The sequence below is a fragment of the Nocardioides luteus genome, assembly GCF_000960475.2.
Classification (GTDB): Bacteria; Actinomycetota; Actinomycetes; order Propionibacteriales; family Nocardioidaceae; genus Nocardioides; species Nocardioides luteus_A.
Genome location: NZ_JZDQ02000006.1, coordinates 32,201 through 50,696 on the forward strand (window position 1 = coordinate 32,201; position 18,496 = coordinate 50,696).

The 18,496-nt window shown below is 70.1% G+C and carries 18 protein-coding genes; 11 read left to right on the forward strand and 7 right to left on the reverse strand.

All coding sequences use genetic code 11. The features are described from left to right. The first annotated feature begins 123 nt into the window (after positions 1–123). The 6 genes from UG56_RS05240 to UG56_RS05265 all read left to right on the forward strand — a co-directional run bounded on the left by UG56_RS05240 (position 124) and on the right by UG56_RS05265 (position 4,756). Complete coding sequence (locus UG56_RS05240; protein ID WP_045549144.1) at positions 124–675, forward strand: TetR/AcrR family transcriptional regulator; 552 nt, start codon at positions 124–126, stop codon at positions 673–675. A 24-nt stretch (positions 676–699) separates the two neighbouring features. Beyond that, positions 700–1,206 (forward strand): general stress protein, encoded by a 507-nt coding sequence (locus UG56_RS05245; RefSeq protein WP_045549143.1) that lies wholly within the window; start codon positions 700–702, stop codon positions 1,204–1,206. Between the two features lie 102 nt (positions 1,207–1,308). After that, positions 1,309–1,728: a hypothetical protein gene (locus tag UG56_RS05250; RefSeq protein ID WP_071326884.1), complete on the forward strand. Its 420-nt coding sequence runs from the start codon at positions 1,309–1,311 to the stop codon at positions 1,726–1,728. Positions 1,729–1,738: 10 nt separating this feature from the next. Continuing rightward, complete coding sequence (locus UG56_RS05255; protein WP_045549162.1) at positions 1,739–3,535, forward strand: M91 family zinc metallopeptidase; 1,797 nt, start codon at positions 1,739–1,741, stop codon at positions 3,533–3,535. 43 nt (positions 3,536–3,578) lie between these two features. Further along, positions 3,579–4,133: a hypothetical protein gene (locus tag UG56_RS05260; protein ID WP_143054920.1), complete on the forward strand. Its 555-nt coding sequence runs from the start codon at positions 3,579–3,581 to the stop codon at positions 4,131–4,133. Further along, positions 4,133–4,756: a hypothetical protein gene (locus tag UG56_RS05265; protein ID WP_045549141.1), complete on the forward strand. Its 624-nt coding sequence runs from the start codon at positions 4,133–4,135 to the stop codon at positions 4,754–4,756. Before UG56_RS05260 ends, UG56_RS05265 begins: the two co-directional genes overlap by 1 nt. A gap of 46 nt (positions 4,757–4,802) precedes the next feature. On the opposite strand, the gene UG56_RS05270 is transcribed toward UG56_RS05265, so the two are convergent. Together UG56_RS05270 and UG56_RS05275 are read right to left on the reverse strand one after the other, a co-directional pair. After that, positions 4,803–6,155: a glycoside hydrolase domain-containing protein gene (locus UG56_RS05270; protein ID WP_052693600.1), complete on the reverse strand. Its 1,353-nt coding sequence runs from the start codon at positions 6,153–6,155 to the stop codon at positions 4,803–4,805. A gap of 59 nt (positions 6,156–6,214) precedes the next feature. Further along, positions 6,215–7,606 (reverse strand): sulfatase-like hydrolase/transferase, encoded by a 1,392-nt coding sequence (locus UG56_RS05275; RefSeq protein ID WP_045549140.1) that lies wholly within the window; start codon positions 7,604–7,606, stop codon positions 6,215–6,217. Positions 7,607–7,788: 182 nt separating this feature from the next. On the opposite strand from UG56_RS05275, the gene UG56_RS05280 reads away from it, so the two are divergent. Beyond that, positions 7,789–8,433 (forward strand): hypothetical protein, encoded by a 645-nt coding sequence (locus UG56_RS05280; protein ID WP_045549139.1) that lies wholly within the window; start codon positions 7,789–7,791, stop codon positions 8,431–8,433. A gap of 56 nt (positions 8,434–8,489) precedes the next feature. After that, positions 8,490–10,778, forward strand: a complete 2,289-nt coding sequence (gene purL / locus UG56_RS05285) for a phosphoribosylformylglycinamidine synthase subunit PurL (RefSeq protein WP_177191424.1) — start codon at positions 8,490–8,492, stop codon at positions 10,776–10,778. On the opposite strand, the gene UG56_RS05290 is transcribed toward purL, so the two are convergent. Beyond that, a complete protein-coding gene (locus tag UG56_RS05290) occupies positions 10,697–11,446 on the reverse strand; it encodes a DUF2306 domain-containing protein (RefSeq protein WP_045549138.1) in 750 nt (249 codons plus the stop codon). The two genes, purL and UG56_RS05290, sit on opposite strands and share 82 nt — an antisense overlap. A gap of 102 nt (positions 11,447–11,548) precedes the next feature. On the opposite strand from UG56_RS05290, the gene UG56_RS05295 reads away from it, so the two are divergent. Together UG56_RS05295 and UG56_RS05300 are read left to right on the forward strand one after the other, a co-directional pair. Continuing rightward, positions 11,549–12,283, forward strand: coding sequence for a TetR/AcrR family transcriptional regulator (locus UG56_RS05295; RefSeq protein WP_256206447.1), 735 nt, complete (start codon positions 11,549–11,551; stop codon positions 12,281–12,283). 44 nt (positions 12,284–12,327) lie between these two features. Next, a complete protein-coding gene (locus UG56_RS05300; protein WP_177191425.1) occupies positions 12,328–13,341 on the forward strand; it encodes a CAP domain-containing protein in 1,014 nt (337 codons plus the stop codon). Between the two features lie 4 nt (positions 13,342–13,345). Here the strand turns inward: UG56_RS05300 and UG56_RS05305 are convergent, their stop codons facing one another. Genes UG56_RS05305 through UG56_RS05315 form a run of 3 tightly spaced genes read right to left on the reverse strand, consistent with a single transcriptional unit; the run spans position 13,346 to position 16,692 of the window. Beyond that, entirely contained in the window at positions 13,346–14,833 is a 1,488-nt protein-coding gene (locus UG56_RS05305; RefSeq protein WP_045549902.1) for a DHA2 family efflux MFS transporter permease subunit, read from the reverse strand. Between the two features lie 45 nt (positions 14,834–14,878). Then, on the reverse strand, positions 14,879–15,685 hold the full coding sequence (locus UG56_RS05310) for an ABC transporter permease (RefSeq protein ID WP_045549901.1): 807 nt from the start codon (positions 15,683–15,685) through the stop codon (positions 14,879–14,881). Further along, positions 15,682–16,692: an ATP-binding cassette domain-containing protein gene (locus UG56_RS05315; protein ID WP_256206448.1), complete on the reverse strand. Its 1,011-nt coding sequence runs from the start codon at positions 16,690–16,692 to the stop codon at positions 15,682–15,684. The genes UG56_RS05310 and UG56_RS05315 overlap by 4 nt, the downstream gene beginning before the upstream one ends. Positions 16,693–16,990: 298 nt before the next feature. Between UG56_RS05315 and UG56_RS05320 the strand changes: the two genes are divergently transcribed. Further along, positions 16,991–17,944: a helix-turn-helix transcriptional regulator gene (locus UG56_RS05320; RefSeq protein WP_084100549.1), complete on the forward strand. Its 954-nt coding sequence runs from the start codon at positions 16,991–16,993 to the stop codon at positions 17,942–17,944. On the opposite strand, the gene UG56_RS05325 is transcribed toward UG56_RS05320, so the two are convergent. Next, a complete protein-coding gene (locus UG56_RS05325; protein WP_052693786.1) occupies positions 17,927–18,475 on the reverse strand; it encodes a GNAT family N-acetyltransferase in 549 nt (182 codons plus the stop codon). The genes UG56_RS05320 and UG56_RS05325 overlap by 18 nt on opposite strands. Between the last annotated feature and the right edge of the window lie 21 nt (positions 18,476–18,496).

The window sequence follows — 18,496 nt, forward strand, 5'->3', positions numbered from 1 at the left end:
CTCCGCTTGCATGGAACACTACCGGAGGGTGTCTCCGGTTAGCAATGCATTTATCTGTGCTCGCGGTCACTGCTGTTAACGTGAGGCCCCCGCAGAGCGGCGGGAGCCACAGAGGAGGTCCGGATGAGAGCCGACGCGCAGCGCAACCGCGAGCGGCTGATCGAGGTCGCCCATGCCGTCTTCAAGGAGCGCGGCCTCGACGCGCCTCTCGACGAGGTGGCCCGTCGCGCAGGCGTCGGCCCGGGCACCCTCTACCGTCACTTCCCCACGCGCGAGGCGCTCCACGAGGCGATCATGGCCACCTGGATCGAGGAGGTCTCCGCCCATGTCGAGAAGGCGATGGCGACCGAGGGTGGGTGCCGGGAGAAGCTGCTCGCCTGGTTCGAGGAGTACGTCGGACTGCTGACCCGCCATCAGGGCGCGGCCGCCAAGATCACGGCCTCCCTGGGCTGCGAGGACTCTCCGCTGCGCACCAAGTGCCAGACCTACGCCGACGCCAACGAGAGCGTCCTGACCGAGATGGCCGACCACGGCATGCTGCGCGAGGGCGTCGACAACCTCGACGTGTGTCGTCTCCTCGGTGGGGTCGCGACCATGGCCGACCAGTCCTCGCTCGAGCCCCGGGACGTACGTCCCATGCTCGATGTCATCGCGAACGGCGTCCTCAAATCCTGACCTTCCCTGGGGCACACTGGGCGTATGTCCTTCACCTCGCCGGTCGGCGGCCCGCAGAGCCCGCTGAAGCTGGAGTTCCCCCAGTCGCTCGCGACCTATGACGACTACGCGGCCGCGCAGAAGACGGTCGACTTCCTCTCCGACCACGAGTTCCCGGTCGAGAACTGCATGATCGTCGGCACCGAGCTGAAGCAGATCGAGCGGATCACCGGCCGCCTCACCTGGAGCAAGGTCGCGCTCGCCGGTGTCCTCTCCGGCGCCTGGCTCGGCGTCTTCGTCGGCCTGATCATGTCGCTCTTCGGCGGCGAGAACTTCCTCTTCATCCTGCTCTCGACGGTGCTGCTGGGCGTCGTCTTCGGCCTCGTCTGGTCGCTGATCGGCTACGCCGCCACCCGGGGCACCCGCGACTTCTCCAGCGTCAAGATGATCGTCCCGGCCAAGTACGAGGTGCTCGTCGAGCACAAGGTCGCCGCCCGTGCCCGCGAGCTCCTCGCCGACCTCCCCGGCGCCCTGCCCAACCCCTTCTCCTGAGCCCCTCGCCGCCGCGCCTGTCTCGGATGATGAGATAGGCGCGGCGTTCGCGTGTAGCCACGCGTCTTCCGGGGAAGAACCCCGTTGAAGAGGGAGGCCCCGATGTCATCTCAGATCAACGTACGTCCCGACGAGCTCGTCAGGCTCGCCGACCGCTGCATCGACTGGGCGATGGACCTGACCGCCGCGACCACGGACAACGCCGGCGCGCTCCAGGTCGCCTCGCGCGATGCCGGCAACACCCAGGGCGGCTACGACACGACGGCTGCCCACGGGCCGTTGGTCGAGGCCGCGTCCAGCGCACTCGAGTCGTTCGCGGCGGTCTTCGAGGCCGACGCCGACGCGCTCATGCTGTGTGCGTTCGACATCTCCGCGACCGACGAGGAGGTCGCCCGGGCCGTCCAGTCCAGCAACTCGCTGCCTCCGGGACCGCTGCCGCGACCTCCGGAGCCGACTCCGGGTCCGAAGCCACCCTCGCCCACGCCGAGCCCGTCACCGGGCCCCACCCCCACCCCCCGCTGAGGAGCACGAGATGTCCGAAGGCACCTGGAAGCTGTGGGACGACGTGGCCTCGATCGACGACGCGTCGCGAGGCTGGTCGTCGGTCGCGAAGGCCCTCGACGGCGTCACCGAGTCGTTCATCAGCGGCTCCAAGGACGTGGTCGCCGACTGGGAGGGGCAGACGGCCGAGTCCTACGAGGGGCACCGCAAGACGCTCCTGACCGACCTCGACACCGCGCGCGAGCTCGCGGACAAGGCGTCGGCAGCGATGGCCCGCATCGCCGGCACCGTACGCATCGCCCAAGGTCACCTCGACCAGTCCTGGGCCACCGTTGCCCACATCCCGCACCAGGGCAGCCCGTCGGGCGACATCCGGTTCGAGCCCGAGACCCCCGAGGACAGCAAGCTGGTCACCGACGCCATCGCCCGGGCCTCCGAGATCCGGACCGGCCTCGACCGCGACCTCGGCGCCGACCGCCAGGTGCTCGTCGACACCACCGCTGCCTGGCAGAGCCTGTCGACGAGCATGGCGGCGATCGCCGAGTCCGGCCAGGACCCGTTCCACCTCCCTGCCGACGTCGACTCGGTCGGCATGATCAACGTCGACGGCAAGACCTACATCAACACCGGCAGCGGCGACGACGTGGTCACCGTCGGGATCAACCCGCTGACCGGGAAACAGGTCGTCACCGTCAACGGTCAGATGTACGAGGTGCCCGCCGGCAACGAGATCGTCATCCGCGCCGGCGAGGGCAACGACGAGATCAACGTCCCGCAGGGCACCAACGTCAACCTCTCCCTGCTCGGGGGCAGGGGCGATGACCGGCTCAACGGGGGCAGCGGCAGCGACCGCATCCTCGGTGGCCAGGACCGTGACCACATCTTCGCCGGCGACGGCGACGACCGGGTCTCGGGCGGCACGGACCGCGACTACATCGACGCCCAGGGCGGCAACGACCTCGCCACCGGAGCGGGCGGGGACGACACGGTCTACGGCATGGCCGGAAACGACCGGATCAGCGGTGGTCGCGGCCAGGACTACCTCGAAGGTGCCGATGGCGACGATCTGCTCGTCGGCGGTGACGGCAACGACATCGTCTCCGGCGGTGACGACAACGACCGGATCCACGGCGGCGCCGGCGACGACGTGACGTACGCCGGCCGGGGGACCGACACCACCTACGGTGGCACGGGGGACGACAAGGCCCACGGCGAGTCCGGCGACACCGACGAGGACGTCGAGCAGCACGTGACGGTCCAGATCGCCGAGGTCCCGGAGTGGATCAAGATCGAGGGGTCACCGGAGTTCGTCGCCCGGACCCGCGCCGACCTCGAGATGCTGGCCGCGTCGCCGACGGGTCAGCAGATGCTCGCCGCGCTGGACCGTAGACACGATGATTCGGGTGTGTTCGGGATCGGGCAGGAGAACCTGACCATCCGCGAGTACGTCGGTGACACGCCGAACAGCTCGGCATCCGACGGGAAGATGGGCGGCAACGAGATCGAGTACATGCCGGACATCGACACGATGAACACCGGCAACCGTTATCCCCAGACGCCCGTCGACGGCCCGCCGGTCGCGGTGCTCTACCACGAGATGGCGCACGTCTACGACTACATGCACGACACGCTCGAGCCCGGTGAGTATCACGGTGACGACCCCGAGAACCAGGGGACGAACAACCGCGAGCGCGAGGCTGCCGGTCTGCCTGTCGACCACGACAACGACCCGAGCACGCCCGAGCAGATCGACCCGGACCATCCCTACGTCTACACCGAGAACGGTCTGCGCGACGAGATGGGGGCACCGCACCGTGACCACTACTAGGTGGATGATGCTCGCATCGCTGTTGACGGCGGGAGGTCTGGTGATGAGTGGCTGCGCGAAGGCTCCCGAGGGGGAGCGGAAGATCGACGGGGTCCGGTTCGAGTCGGAGATCGCCAAGGCCGGAGATGCGCTCGAGATCAGCTATCGGGTGGTCAACGACGCGGATGTCGACGTCTACGTGGTCGACTCGGTGCCGACGTACGCCAACGGTGCGCTGCAGCCGGCGTCGGCGGACACCGTCTACGTCCTGGGCAGCGGCGGGAGCCGGGCCGAGGTCAGCAAGCGAGTCTTCGCACTGCCGGACGACACGTCGTTCGCCCAGATGCCGGCGGTCGGCTGGGTCGAGCTCGCGGCGGGCGAGGAGCTGGAGCGGAACGTACGCGTGCCGTTGCCGCTCGAGGAGTACCGCCCGTTCGACGACGACTCGGTCCCGCAGCTCCCGGACCCGGTTGAGGAGGTCATCTTCTGCGTCGGTGTCCTCGACCTCCGCGACCTCTACCCCGACGGCGTCCCCGCCGAGGTCACGGGTCTCGCCCACTCCGACTCGGCAGCCGAGGCCCAGCAGATCTTCTGCTCTGATCCGGCATCCCTGGGCTGATGAAGCGTGTCGGCGTGCTCATGGTGGCACTGCTGATGCCTCTCGGCGGGTGCGCTGAGGATTCGCCCTATGGCGAGTTCGGTCCGTCGAGCTCGGCACCGGCGCCGGCTGCGACGTTCGACGCCGACGTGACGGTCAGCGGCACCGAGGTCCAGGTGAGCTACCGGTTCGCCAACGACGGTGATGAGCCGCTGATGCTGATCAACCGGCCCGGGTTGCCCGCGGGTGCTGGCATCCGCTATCGCGAGGAAGCGGCGTACGTCACCGAGGACGCCAACGGTGGAGCATTGCTGTCGCAGGCGATCTTCGGCTTTCCGGACACCGACCAGACGTGGGAGTCGATACCGCGAGTCGGGGTCACGGAGGTGCCCGCGGGCGGGGTTGTCGAGGTGGAAGTGACATCGGTGTTGCCGCTGACCTGGTTCCACCCGTTCGGGTCCGATCTCGGAACAGGACCGATGTCGATCCCGAGCGACGTCGACGAGGTCCGGTTCTGTCTCGGAGTGGTCTCCTCGCCCGTCCCCGAGTCGACGACACCGCGGACCGAGGAGGACGGAACCCGGACGATCGGCCACGCGAGCGCCGCGCAGCACCTGTTCTGCTCAACCCCCGAAGCGTTGTGAAGCCGAGAGTGGCCTATGGACCACTCTCGGCTTCACAACCTCGGACTCAGCGGCCGTGGGCCAGGTCGTACCAGGTCACCTCGGTGGCCATCCCGGTCGTGGTGCGGCCGAGGCGCTTCTGGTAGGCGACGAGGGCGACCTGGGTGTTCCAGTCCATGACGCCGGTGATCTTCGGACGCTCGGGCGCGGTGGTGGCGCTGAGGGCGCGCTGGAGGTCGCGGACGGTCTCGCCGGACATGCCGCGCTTCAGGAGCGGGCGGCTGTTGGCCGCCCACAGCGTCTTCCAGGCACCCTGGGTCCAGGTCTTTCGCACCGTCAGCCCGTGCGAGCGCTGCCAGGCGTTGATCGAGCGGACCAGCCCCGCGTCGTACGTCCCGTCGATGGGGCCGCCGAAGCCCCCGCGCTCGCGGAGCATGCACTCGAGCGCCTTGGTGTAGATCGGCGAGGGGGTGTAGGAGCTGGTGCGCGGCTTCAGGGCGGGGTAGCTGGTGAAGCTGACCGGCACGCCGCCGCAGTGCGTCACCGGCCGCGCGTAGGAGCCGCGGCCGAGGTCGACGAAGTTGGAGTCGATCTCGATGGTGGTGCCGCCGTGGGTCTCCTTGTGCGGGCCGCGGTACTGCTTGACGCGCTTGTGCGGGTTCCACGGGGAGTCGGGGATGTAGCGGGTCGAGGTGCCGGCGCGGCCGTCCCAGTCGGCGATCCACAGGTCCGCGGGGTAGACGAAGCCGCGCGGCTGGGCGTGCCAGACGGCGTACATCGCCTTGATCCCGGACGACGCGCTCGAGTACAGCGCCGGGCGGTAGCCGAGCTTCTTGATCCGGTAGCTCCAGGCCGAGACGAACCACATCGCCGACTCACGGCAGCGCTTGTTGCCGATGTCGAAGCCCTCGAGGTCGTAGAACATCGTGCTCCCGGCGACGATGCCGTAGCGCTTGGCGGCGTCGACGGTCGCATCGGCCTGCGCGACGCCCTGGCGTTTCGCCTTGGCGTACTGGTCGGTCGGTTTGGCGCTGATCCGCGGGTCGTCGCGGTAGCGCGGGAAGTGCGGGTTGCAGGATGCCTGCGGGCCGAGCGTGACCGGCAGGAGCCGCCACCCGCGGGCCTGCTGGGCGCGCACCCAGGTGGCGCTCAGGTTGGTCTGGGTGCGGCAGCCACGCGAGTTGCCGGCGATGTAGATCCCCACCGCGCCGAAGTTGGAGTGCTTCCACCAGCGGTCCATCGCCGCCTGCGACGGCGCCTGGCACTGGTCGAAGCCGTAGCCGGTGAAGTTGCCCGGGGTGACCGGGTTCGCGGCCGCCGCGGGGCTGGGTGTGGCCAGCCCCGCGACGCCGACGACGCCGGAGATCAGGCTCGCGCCGAGTGCCCGTCTGACGTACTTGAACCTGGTGAAGTCCCCCATATTTCGTCACGGTAGTCACAACCGTCACTCAGTTACCAGTGGACTCGCCCAGGCGTACGTCAGGAGTACGCCAGCAGGGTGTCGTCGATCTTCTCCCAGGCCGCGCGCAGCTCCGCCAGGTCCTCCGGCCGCTTCCGGGCCAGGTCGGCCTGCTCGCGTACGTCCTCGCTCAGGTCGTAGAGGTGGTCGGTGCCGTCGAGCTGCAGATACTTGAGCGAGCCGCGGCGTAGCGCCCGCTGCCCGCGCATCCGCCAGAAGAGGTCCTGGGTCTCGCGCGGCCGGCCACCGAAGAGGTGTGGGACCAGGCTGGTGCCGTCGAGGGGGTAGTCCTCCGCCGGCGTCGCGCCGGCGAGCTCGAGGAAGGTCGCGGTCCAGTCGGTCGTGACCACGGGCTCGTCGCTGACCTGGCGACCGGGCAGGGTGCCGGGCCAGCTCAGGATGGTGGGCACCCGGATGCCGCCCTCGTTGAGGTTCGACTTGGCGCCGGTGAACGGCCACACGTTGGAGAACCGCTCACCGCCGTTGTCGCTGGCGAAGAAGACGACGGTGTCGCGGAGCTGGCCCGTGCGTTCGAGGGCCTTGATGACCTGGCCGATCGACTGGTCGAGGTCCTCGACCATGGTCTTGTACGTCGCCAGCGAGCCGCCGTCGTTATGGAAGAGCACGCCCTTCTCGCCGTCCTCGATCCGGGCGGTCAGCTCATCGCTCACCGCCTTGTCGTCGGGTCCCTCCCAGGGCCAGTGCGGGGTGGTGAAGTTGAGGTTGAGGAGCCACGGCGCGTCGTGGTCGCGCTCGAGGAAGCTGACGGCCTTCTCGGTGACGATCTCGGTGTAGTAGCGGAGGTCCTCGACCTCCACCTCGTTCTCGTAGAGGTCGTGGTCGCCGTTGTGGTTGATCTTGGAGAAGTAGTCGAGCCCGCCGGAGAAGTTGCCGAAGAACTCGTCCCAGCCGACCCGGGTCGGGCTGTACCAGGGCAGGTAGCCGCAGTGCCACTTGCCGAAGAGTGCCGTCGTGTAGCCCTGCTCCTTCAGCAGCGAGGCGAGCGTCGGGTGGTCGAGCGGGATGCCGTGGAGCTTGTTGGGCGACGAGATGGGCTCGGGCAGCCCGCCGGCGAGGCGACCGGGATAGCGCCCGGTGTAGAGCCCGAAGCGGGTGGGGGAGCAGACCGAGGAGGCGGAGTAGGCGTCGGTGAACCGCACGCCCGAGGCGGCCAGCCGGTCCAGGTGGGGCGTCTCGATGTCCGGGGAGCCGTAGGAGGACAGGTCGGCCCAGCCGAGGTCGTCGCCCAGGATGACCAGGAGGTTCGGCCTGCGCCGGGGCCGGTTGACCTTACGGGCCTGGAACGGCTCCTCGGTGGCGGCGTTGGCGGGCGTGGCGAGGCCGGTGGCGGCGACCGCGCCGACCCCGGTCGCCAGGAGGCTGCGTCGGCTGAACGTGCTGGGGGAGGACACCGTATGGCCTTTCTCTAGTGAATAACTACGAATAGAAGACTAGAGGGCGGCTGGCTCGACGAGCGAAGGTCTCGGGTGACGGACGTCCGGGACGTTGGTCCCGCCGGGCTGATGGGCCCTAACCAAAGCCGTGCGGCGGCGTTAACTTGGTAAAGGAACGGATCGCAAAGGGGTGGGGGCCTGTGCAGCAGCGACGTGACCGGGTGACGCCGGTTCTCTTCGCGATCACCGTGCTGCTCGCGCTCACGGTCGCCGGGATCATCCACGTCGCCTACGGCGGACAGGTGGGCGGGCCGTTCGCGGTCGCCGACCAGGTCAGCTCGACCACCAGGCAGGCCAACACGCCCTACGTCTGCTGGGACGGCAACGGCTCCGGGTCCCTGACCCGGTGCCCGGACCCGCGCGGCGAGGACGGCATGAAGTGGGTCTTCCCGGGCTACGACGACGCCGCCCGGAGCGGCGAGTGCGCCCGTACCGAGACCGGTCCGCGTGACCTCTTCGTGGAGTGCTCGATCACCTGGCGGGGCAGCCGGGTCTACCTCCACTACGCCTACTGGAGCACGTGGCAGACCGGCCAGAAGAAGTACGCCGCGACCGGCTCGACCCCGAGGATCGAGCAGCGCCCCGACGGCGGCATGTCGCTCTCCTGGCGTCCGCGCCGGCTGCCCACCCCGCACGGCGAGGCCTCCTGGGTCACCGCCGAGATGGTGGAGGGTCACGGCTGGAGCGTCGCCGCCTACGCCGGGGACGGCGAGGTCGCCCGGCAGGCGCTCGAGGAGTTCGGTGAGATCCGCGACCTGCGGGAGTGGCGCGGGCTGCCCAGATGATCGGCGGCCGGCTGACGACTCGGGGGATTGGGCACTTCTGACGTAGATTTCTGCCCGTGACCGAGACTTCGTCCGCTGCCGTTGCGTCCGATCTTCCGCTCCTGGACACCGTGCACCACGCTGCCGGTGACCCCGACCGCGAGCAGCCCTGGGCCGAGCTCGGCCTCAAGGAGGACGAGTACGCCGAGATCCGCCGCATCCTCGGCCGCCGGCCGACCGGTGCCGAGCTGGCGATGTACTCGGTGATGTGGTCCGAGCACTGCTCCTACAAGTCCTCCAAGGTCCACCTGAAGCAGTTCGGCGAGATCCCGCAGGAGACCCCCGCCGGCAAGATGCTCGCCGGCATCGGTGAGAACGCGGGCGTGCTCGACGTCGGCCAGGGCTACGCGGTCACCTTCAAGGTCGAGTCCCACAACCACCCGAGCTACGTCGAGCCCCACCAGGGCGCCGCGACCGGCGTCGGCGGCATCGTCCGCGACATCCTCGCGATGGGCGCGCGCCCGGTCGCCGTCATGGACCCGCTCCGCTTCGGCCCGCTCTCCGAGGACGACACCCACCGGGTGCTGCCCGGGATCGTGTCCGGCATCGGCCACTACGGCAACTGCCTGGGTCTGCCCAACATCGGTGGTGAGGCCGTCTTCGACGCCTCCTACCTCGGCAACCCGCTGGTCAACGCGCTCTGCGTCGGCGTGCTGCGCCACGAGGACCTGCACCTCGCCAAGGCGAGCGGCGCCGGCAACCTGGTGATCATGTACGGCGCGCGCACCGGCGGCGACGGCATCGGTGGCGCCTCCATCCTGGCGTCGGTGGAGTTCGACGAGGACGGGCCGGCGAAGCGGCCGAGCGTCCAGGTCGGCGACCCGTTCATGGAGAAGCTGCTCATCGAGTGCACCCTCGAGCTCTTCGCCGCCGGCATCGTCCGCGGCATCCAGGACTTCGGCGCGGCCGGCATCTCGTGTGCCACCTCCGAGCTCGCCGCCGCCGGTGACGGCGGCATGCACGTCGAGCTGACCAAGGTCCCGCTGCGTGACTCGACGCTCGCGCCGGAGGAGATCCTGATGAGCGAGTCCCAGGAGCGGATGATGGCCGTCATCGCGCCCGAGGACGAGGCCACCTTCATGGCGATCTGCGACAAGTGGGACGTCGAAGCCGCCACGATCGGCACCGTCACCGGCGAGGGCCGGCTCCGCGTCGACTGGCACGGCGAGCCGATCGTCGACGTCGACCCGCGCACGGTCGCCCACGAGGGCCCGGTCTACGAGCGCCCCTACGCCCGCCCGTCGTGGCAGGACGCGCTCCAGGCCGACGTCGCCGAGAAGCTCCCGCGGGCGGCCTCCGCCGACGAGCTCCGCGAGACGATCCTGAAGCTGGTCGCCTCGGAGAACCTGTGCGACAAGTCCTGGATCACCGAGCAGTACGACCGCTACGTGCGCGGCAACACCGTCCTCTCCCAGCCCTCCGACGGCGGCATGATCCGCGTCGACGAGTCGACCAACCTCGGTGTCGCGCTCGCGACCGACGCCAACGGGCGCTTCGCCAAGCTGGACCCCTACGCCGGTGCCCAGCTCGCCCTCTCCGAGTCCTACCGCAACGTCGCCTCCGTCGGCGCCAAGCCGCTGGCCATCTCCGACTGCCTCAACTTCGGCTCCCCGGAGGACCCCGACGTGATGTGGCAGTTCGCCGAGGCCACCCGCGGCCTGAAGGACGCCTGCCTCGAGCTCGGCATCCCGGTCACCGGCGGCAACGTCTCCCTCTACAACCAGACCGGCGACGTCGCCATCCACCCCACGCCGGTGGTCGCGACCCTCGGTGTGATCGAGGACGTCACCACGCGTACGCCTTCGGACTTCCAGGCCGCCGACGAGGTCGTCGTGCTGCTCGGTGAGACCCACGAGGAGCTCTCCGGCTCGGAGTGGGCCCACGTGGTGCACGGTCACCTCGGTGGCCTGCCGCCCCGGGTGAACCTGGGCGCCGAGAAGGCCCTGGCCGAGCTCCTGGGCGAGGCCCGCTTCATCACCTCGGCCCACGACCTCTCCGACGGTGGCCTGATGCAGGCGCTGGCCGAGCCGGCGATGTCCTCGGGGATCGGTGTCTCCGTGACCCTCGCGGGTGACCCGTTCGTCGCGCTCTTCTCGGAGTCGGTCGCCCGCGCGATCGTCACCGTCAAGGCCGACGACGTCGAGCGGCTCACCGCGCTGGCCGAGCGCCACGGGGTCGCGGCGACGAAGCTCGGTGTGACCGGTGGCTCCGCCTACCGGATCTCCTACGACGGCGGCGCCGTCGAGATCCCGCTCGAGGAGCTCACCGGCGTCTGGCGCTCGACGCTGCGCGACGCGCTCTCCTGACGCTTCCCTCGCCGCCGCGGTCTCCGGTGGATGATCCACTCGGCGATCAGCAGGTTCACGACCCAGCTGACCCACGCCGAGGCCGCGGCGGCGCTGGCGAGGGTGGGGTCCTCGGTGCCGATGTCGGCGCCGGTCATCACCTCGGGCACGAACATCATCAGCAGCACCATGCCCCAGAAGCGGTTGGCAACGATCGAGAACGCCATCGCGTAGCTGCGGTACATCCACTCGCGGTGGTCCTTGAAGCGCCGCTGCCGGGCGGCGCGGTAGCCGAGCACGGTGAAGAGCAGGAACAGCACCCCCAGGAAAGTGTTGCCGACCTGCTGGGCCGGTCCCGCGGCCGGGAACTGGCTGGTGACCAGCGCCGCCACGCCCGTCGGGATGCCGGTGACCACATAGACGCGCCCCGTCCAGCGGTGCACCGTCGGGTGGTGGGCGCGTAGCCACGGCCACAGCTGGAGTACGCCGCAGCAGAGCATCACCGAGCCGAAGAAGATGTGCGTCACCAGGGCGGGGTAGAAGGCGGGCCCGCGGTCGGTGGCGACCAACGACTGCGACGGGTCCAGACCCACATATCGCGGCAGCGCGGACACCAGGAAGATCACCGTCGCCGCGCCCAGTGGGAAGAGCCACCAGGGGCGTGCCAGAGGTCTTGTCGTTGTGCTCATGAGCCGTCCGATCTAATAGCGTATGGCATTAACTGTTTATAAAATACGCAGATTGGATGGGTCGTCAATCGGTTTCGGGAAGGGCAGGGCATGATGGATGCGATGAGTTCTGACCTGATCCCCCGTCTGTGGGGCAAGCCTCCGGCCGGCCGGCGTGGCCCGAAGCCGGCGCTGAGCGTCGCCCAGATCGTCGAGGCCGCCTACGTCATCGCCGATGAGCAGGGTCTTGCCGCCGTCTCGATGGCCCGGGTCGCCGAGGCGGTCGGCTGTTCGCCGATGGCGCTCTACCGGCACGTGAAGAACAAGGACGAGCTGCTCATCCTGCTCGCCGACCGGCTCTGCAACGACCTGCCCGAGCCCGACCGTGACCTGGAGTGGCGCGAGGGTCTGGCGGCCTGGATGCGTGCCCAGGTCGACCTGGCGGTGCGCAAGCCATGGTTCCTGGACCTCCCGATCGCGGCCACGCTCCCTGGTCCGAACCGCCTGGCCTGGATCGACCTGGGCTTCTACTATCTGCGCGACGTCGCACTGCCTGCGGAGGAGAAGCTGGCGATCCTGGGCATCGTCGCGCAGTACGCGCTGGGCGAGGCGAAGATCGAGGTCGAGGCGGCGCTGTCCGACCCGGACAACCCCTACGCGTCGTTCGAGGAGATGCTCGTGACGTACGCGGATCCGGAGCGGTTCCCGCACCTGATGGCGTCGATGGCCACCTGGCAGCCTGCCGCGCCCGGCGAGGAATCGGACTCCGACGACCCGTCGGCCTTCGGGCAGAGCCTGCTGATGGCAGGCATCGCGGCCCACATCGAGCGCCACATCGAGCGCAGCGACCGCAAGTAAAGGTCGATACCCTGGCGGGGATGTTCCCCCACCTGCATCGCCCCGTGTCCTGTGTCCTTGCTCTGTTGCTGGCGGCGGCCGCGCTGCTGTTCAGCGCCGGTCCGGCGTCCGCGGGGGAGGGCGGGACGATCAAGCGGCTGGCGAACGCCGCCCGTGCCGATGCCGGTCTGGACCCGCTGACGCGGGACTCCGCCCTCGACCGCCTGGCGCGGACGTGGGCCTACAAGATCGCCGCCGACGGGGAGCTCTCCCACAATCCCGACCTCGCCGAGCAGGTGCCGGAGGGGTGGCAGGGGATCGGCGAGAACGTCGCCATGGGCTACCCGACCGGCGCCGAGATGCACCGGGGCTGGATGAGCTCCGACGGGCACCGCGCCAACATCCTGGGCGACTACACCCATATCGGGATCGCGTTCGTGGTGGTCGACGGCACCAGCTGGGGCGTCCAGGTCTTCGCGAAGTATCCGCCGGGCGTACGGCCGACCGCGACCCCCGAGGCCACCGCGCAGGCACCGGCCGCGCCCGCGACGACCGGGGCGCCGACTCCTCGTCAGACCTCGAAGCCCACGAAGTCGAAGACGGCGTCGCCGGCCCCGTCGCGTACGCCGTCCGCCGTCGCATCGCCCTCGTCCTCGCCCTCGGCTTCGGGGTCGTCGTCATCGTCCTCGCCGGAGTCGAGCTCGGCTCTGCCCGGGGACGACTCGGAGACGGCCGGCCCGGTGACCTTCACCGACGCCTCGGACGGTCCTGCTCCTGCCTCGAGCGGGCTGTTCGGGATCGGCTACGTCGAGATCGCCGTCGCTGTGCTCGGGCTGTCCGGGCTCGGGCTGCTCATCGCGTTCCTGCTGGCGCGGCGCCGGCGCCGCGAACGGCACCGGCGCGATCTCGAGGCGACTCGGCCGGTCAGGCCGGCCCCGCGCTACCCCGGGGGCGGCCCCGTCTACCGAGGCGCCGTCCATCCCGCTCAGCCCCACCCCGGCCACCCCGACTACCCCGGCCCCGGCCGTCCCGCCCCGGGGCGCCCGAACCCGTATCCCGGCACCCACCGCCCGTGGTAGTGACCTAGTCGGCGACCGCGGCCACGGGCCGACGGCCGTCGGCCGGCGCCGTCCGAGCCGAGGGCGTACGCCGGAAGACGACGAACGCGACCACGGCCGAGATCGCCATCATCGTGACCGGCAGCCAGAACGCGACCTGCAGGGCCTCGGCGGCCAGCGGTGCCACGGCCGTGCGCTCGGTGGGCGACAGTGCGCTGAGCGCCCCGACGCCGTCGCTGCCCAGATCGGGAAGGCGGGCGGAGAGCGCGGCGGCCAGGAGCACCGAGACGCCGGCGGTGCACAAGGCGGTGGCGACCTGGTTCATCACGTTGATCATCGTCGAGCCGGCCGGGATGGCGCTGTCCTCGAGGTAGCGGGTGGCGATGGTCATCGTCGGCAGCATCACGAACCCGGCGCCCGCGGTCGCGATCGCGTGGGTCGTGGCCAGGATCGGCATCGGGGCGTCGGCGCTGAGCTGGAGTGCCAGGGCCCCGAAGCCCAGGGTCGAGACCACGATGCCGGAGCCGATCACCGGCAGCGGCGGGAAGCGGTCGATGAGGCGGCCGGAGATCTGGATCATGATCCCGGCGGCGATGCCGGCGGGAGCCATGAGCAGGCCTGCGGTGGTGGCGGACTCGCCGCGTACGACCTGCCAGTAGAGCGGCACCAGGATCATCGAGCCGAAGTAGCCGCCGGCGAAGCAGACCAGCAGCGCGGCGCTGCCCCCGGTCAGGCGGCGGCCGAGGAGCCGGATGTCGAGGAGCGGTGCTGCGGCGCGGAGCGCGTGCCGGACGAAGAGCGCCACGAGCACGATCCCGGTCCCGATCGGGACCAGCACCTGGGCGTCGAGCAGGGTGCCCTCGGCGAACGAGGTGCCCAGCACGAGGAGCGCCATCGCGGGCGGGAGCAGGAGCAGGCCGCGTACGTCCAGGCGCGCGCCCGGGCCGCGCTCCAGGCGCGGGAGGTTGCGCAGCCCGAGGACGAGGCCGAGCAGGCCCAGCGGCAGGTTGATCAGGAACATCCACCGCCACGACATGGTGTCGAGGAGCCACCCGCCGAGCACAGGCCCGAAGACCGGGCCGACCAGCACCGGCAGGCCCATCAGAGCCATCAGCCGGCCGCGCTCCTCGGGTGGCGCCGAGCGCAGCGTCAGGGTCATCGCGGCCGGCATCACGAAACCGCCGCCGAGCCCCTGCAGCACGCGGAACGCGATCAGCGACTCGACGTTCCAGGACGCCGCGACCAGGGCGGAGCCGAGGGTGAAGACGCCGATCGCGGTCAGGAACACCTGGCGGGCGCCGAACCGGCTGATCGCCCAGGCCGCGGCCGGGATGACCGTCGCCAGCGCGAGCGTGTAGCCGGTGGCCACCCATTGGATCACCGGCAGCGAAGCGCCCGTCTCCTGGGAGAGACGGGCGATCGCGACCGCGACGATCGTGATGTCGATCGGGATCATCACCGTGCCGGCGATGACGGTGAGCACGATCGTTGTCGGGCTGGGCTGTCGAGTCATGTGTCCAGTCTGAAAGCTCAAGTGAACTTCAGGTCAAGAGCTTTCTCAGCTCGACCTCTCCATCGTCCGTACGCCGACGAGCACCCCGAGCGCCGCGACGACTGCCGCCGCGACGAAGCCGCCGGTGACGACATCGGCCGGGAACTCGCCGGAGAAGAGCGCACGCTCCGCCTCCACGACGTACGTCATCGGGTTGATGTCGCTGAGGAACCGCAGCCAGCCGGGAGCGCCGTCGAGCGGGAGGAGGACGCCGGAGAGGAGCAGCAGCGGGAAGATCAGCATCTGCTGGACCGTCCAGAAGACCCAGTCCTGCTCCTTGGCGGCGGTGGCGAGCGCGAAGCTGAGCGCGCCGAGGCCGATCGCGAAGAGCGAGACGATGACGGCTCCGACCAGGACCCCGCCGAGGTGGAGGTCGAAGCTGAACGGGGTCACCACGGCGAGGATGACGGCCGTCTGGAAGAGCACCGGCACGACCTCCTTCAGGGCCCGCCCGACCAGCAGGGACGGCCGGGACAACGGCGAGACCAGCAGCCGCTCGTGGGAGCCGGAGCGGATCTCCGCGGTCAGGTCGGCGCCGGTCATCGAGGCGCCCATCAACGCGGTCATGACGACGATGCCGGGCACGAACCACTGCAGCGCGCTGCCGTTCTCGACGTCGGGCAGGAGCGGCGCGAAGAGGCCGAGGAAGACCAGCGGCTGCATCATCGCGAAGAGCATCGAGGCCGGCTGGCGCAGCTTGGGTGTGAGCTCTCGGAGCAGCACGGTCCAGGTATCGGTGAGGAATCCGGTCGGCCTGCTCGGCACCCGGGTGGTGTGGCGGACCTGTGCGGCCGGGACGGTGAGGGTGGTCATGCTGCTGCTCCTTCGGTCTGGGTGGTGGACTCGGCCGACTCGCGCAGGCTGCGGCCGGTGAGGTCGAGGAAGACGTCGTCGAGGGTGGGGGCGTGGACCTCCATCCGGATCGCCGGCGTGCCATGAGCGGCCAGGTCGATGGCCATCGCCGGGGCGCTGTCGGCGCCGCGCGGGGTGCGGATCGAAACCTGCGTCCCGGTGCGGTCAATGAGGGTCGGACCGGTCAACGCCGACTCGGCGCGGGCGGCGGCGGTCGTGGCGTCCGCCTCGGTGGCGAAGCCGAGGAGCACCAGGTCGCCGAGCCGCTCCTTGAGGCGGGTGGCGGTGTCGTCGGCGATCACCACCCCGTGGTCGATGACGATCACGCGCCCGGCGAGCGCGTCCGCCTCCTCGAGGTAGTGGGTGGTGAGCACGATGGTGGTGCCGTCCTGGTGGAGCCGGCGGATCTGCTCCTGCAGGTTGGCGCGGTTCTGCGGGTCGAGGCCCGTCGAGGGCTCGTCGAGGAACAGTACGTCGGGATGGTTGAGCAGGCCGATCGCGATGTCGAGCCGCCGCCGCTGGCCGCCGCTCAGCGTCTGGACCGGCCGGTCGGCGTACTCCTGGAGGTCGAAGGCCGCGAGCAGCTCGTCGATGCGCGCCTTCGCGGCGGCCCGCGGGATGCCGTGGGCGCGAGCCTGGGACATCAGCTCGTCGCGGCCGCGCTGGACGAAGGCCGCCGCGTTGCCCTGTCCGACGTAGCCGATCGAGCGCCGGACGGCCGCCCGCGAGCGTACGACGTCATGGCCGGCGACCTCGGCGGTGCCGGAGGTCGGCGGGATCAGCGTGGTGAGCATCCGCAGGGTGGTCGACTTGCCGGCTCCGTTGGGGCCGAGGAAGGCGACGAGCTCGCCCTGCTGGATCTCGAGGTCGAGCCCGCGTACGGCCTCGACGGTCTTCTTGCTCCTGGTGAAGTGCCTGGTCAGAGCCTCGGTGCGGATCACCGGCCGCTGGTGGGTGTGGTTCGTCATGTCTTCAGCCTCTGACCTCATCCGGCCAGTTTCTGTCCGCTTTTGAAAAACTTTTGCGGGATGCGGTTTAGAAGTGCGGCGAATGGGTAAGAGGGAGGTAGCGCGACGACGGTCGGCTCGAGGAGGGGGCGAGCCGACCGTCGCGCGGGCTCGGGCCCAGGGTTCTCCGGGAATCAGGTCATGAGCTGGCCGCAATTCCGCCTAGAGTCGACGGCATGAGCGAGCGTCAGCGAGCGACAATCCGATCTTTCATGCCGCCGCGTCCGTACCATGGCGCTTGCGCCACGGAGGTGGCGGCATGAGCACGAGTGCCCGGATGCTGCAGCTCCTCTCCCTGCTGCAGACCCATCGTTTCTGGCCCGGCACGGAGCTGTCCGTACGCCTCGAGGTCAGCGAACGCACGCTGCGCCGCGACATCGAGCGGCTGCGCGATCTCGGCTACGACGTGGACGCCACCCGTGGAGTGGCCGGTGGCTACCAGCTCCGGGCCGGCAACGCCCTGCCGCCGCTGCTGCTCGACGACGACGAGGCGGTCGCGATCGCCGTCGGGCTGCGCACCGCCGCGGCCGGCCTGGTCGCCGGGATGGGGGACACCTCCGCCCAGGCACTCGGGAAGGTCGTCGCGCTGATGCCGCCGCGGCTGCGGCGCCGGATGGATGCCGTCACCTCGCAGACCGACTTGCTCCCGTGGGGCGGCCGGGTGCCGCTGGACGCCGGGGTTCTCGGCATCCTCGCGCAGGCCTGCCGCGACGACGAGGCGCTGACCTTCACCTATCAGGCGCCCGAGGCCGAGCCGACCCGGCGCCGCGTCGAGCCCCACCGTCTGGTGATGCTCGGCAACCGCTGGTATCTCCTCGCCTACGACCGCGTCCGCCAGGACTGGCGCTCCTTCCGCGTCGACCGGGTCAGCGACCCGGCGACCACCGGCCAGACGTTCCGGCCGCGCGAGATCCCGGGTGGCGACGCGGCGGCATACGTCCAGGCGGGCATCCGCTCCCGTCCGGCCGCCCACGACATCTGCGTCCACTTCCGCGTCGAGCCGGACGTGGTCGCACGGCGGGTCGGGCGCTGGGGTCAGGTCGAGGCCGCCGAGGGCGGCTGCCGGCTGCGGATGCAGGCCGATGATCTGGGCTGGCCGATGATGATCCTCGCCGGGGTCGACGCCGACTTCACGGTCGAGCAGCCCGCCGAGCTGGCCGAGATGGTCAAGCAGGCGGGGGAGCGGTTCGTCCGCTCAAGCCCGGCGACCTAGCCACTCCTCGCGCAGCAGCCCGTAGACCACCAGGTCCCGGCGCTCGCCCGGATAGGCCTGGGCGCCGCGCATGGTGCCCTCGTGGGTGAACCCGAGCCGTTCGGCGACCGCGCGGCTGCGCTTGTTGTGGACGGCGGTGTCGATGATCGCCCGCGCGATGTCGTACTCGTTGAAGAGCGTGTCCAGCAGCGCCGAGACGGCCCGGGTGACCAGACCGCGACCCTCGAAGGCCTCGCCCAGCCAGTAGCCGATCGTGGCCGACTTCTCGTAGAGGTTGATCCGTGCGGTGGTGGCGCCGGCGACCTGGCCGTCCTGGCGGATGACACAGGGGACCGCCTCGCCCTTGACCCACTGGTTCAGCAGGTAGGTGCCGAACGAGGCGACGCTCAGCATGGTCTGCTGGCCGTGGGCCCACGGCTCCCACTCGCGGAGGTGCTCGAGGTTGGCGTTGATGAGCTTGTGGACGGCGAAGTCGGTCGATCGGTCACGCAGCACCATCTCTGCGCCGTTCCCGAGGTCGATGCTGAACACACTGTTCTCCTACTGAGCCGG

What these genes read in the sequence shown, in the direction of transcription:
- UG56_RS05240 (WP_045549144.1), top strand. Translation starts at nt 124, where the DNA reads ATGAGAGCCGACGCGCAGCGCAACCGCGAGCGGCTGATCGAGGTCGCC.
- UG56_RS05255 (WP_045549162.1), top strand. Translation starts at nt 1,739, where the DNA reads ATGTCCGAAGGCACCTGGAAGCTGTGGGACGACGTGGCCTCGATCGAC.
- UG56_RS05310 (WP_045549901.1), bottom strand. Translation starts at nt 15,685, where the DNA reads ATGACCACCCTCACCGTCCCGGCCGCACAGGTCCGCCACACCACCCGG.
- UG56_RS05260 (WP_143054920.1), top strand. Translation starts at nt 3,579, where the DNA reads ATGAGTGGCTGCGCGAAGGCTCCCGAGGGGGAGCGGAAGATCGACGGG.
- UG56_RS05320 (WP_084100549.1), top strand. Translation starts at nt 16,991, where the DNA reads ATGAGCACGAGTGCCCGGATGCTGCAGCTCCTCTCCCTGCTGCAGACC.
- UG56_RS05265 (WP_045549141.1), top strand. Translation starts at nt 4,133, where the DNA reads ATGAAGCGTGTCGGCGTGCTCATGGTGGCACTGCTGATGCCTCTCGGC.
- UG56_RS05305 (WP_045549902.1), bottom strand. Translation starts at nt 14,833, where the DNA reads ATGACTCGACAGCCCAGCCCGACAACGATCGTGCTCACCGTCATCGCC.
- UG56_RS05250 (WP_071326884.1), top strand. Translation starts at nt 1,309, where the DNA reads ATGTCATCTCAGATCAACGTACGTCCCGACGAGCTCGTCAGGCTCGCC.
- UG56_RS05270 (WP_052693600.1), bottom strand. Translation starts at nt 6,155, where the DNA reads ATGGGGGACTTCACCAGGTTCAAGTACGTCAGACGGGCACTCGGCGCG.
- UG56_RS05295 (WP_256206447.1), top strand. Translation starts at nt 11,549, where the DNA reads ATGAGTTCTGACCTGATCCCCCGTCTGTGGGGCAAGCCTCCGGCCGGC.
- UG56_RS05290 (WP_045549138.1), bottom strand. Translation starts at nt 11,446, where the DNA reads ATGAGCACAACGACAAGACCTCTGGCACGCCCCTGGTGGCTCTTCCCA.
- UG56_RS05315 (WP_256206448.1), bottom strand. Translation starts at nt 16,692, where the DNA reads ATGACGAACCACACCCACCAGCGGCCGGTGATCCGCACCGAGGCTCTG.
- UG56_RS05245 (WP_045549143.1), top strand. Translation starts at nt 700, where the DNA reads ATGTCCTTCACCTCGCCGGTCGGCGGCCCGCAGAGCCCGCTGAAGCTG.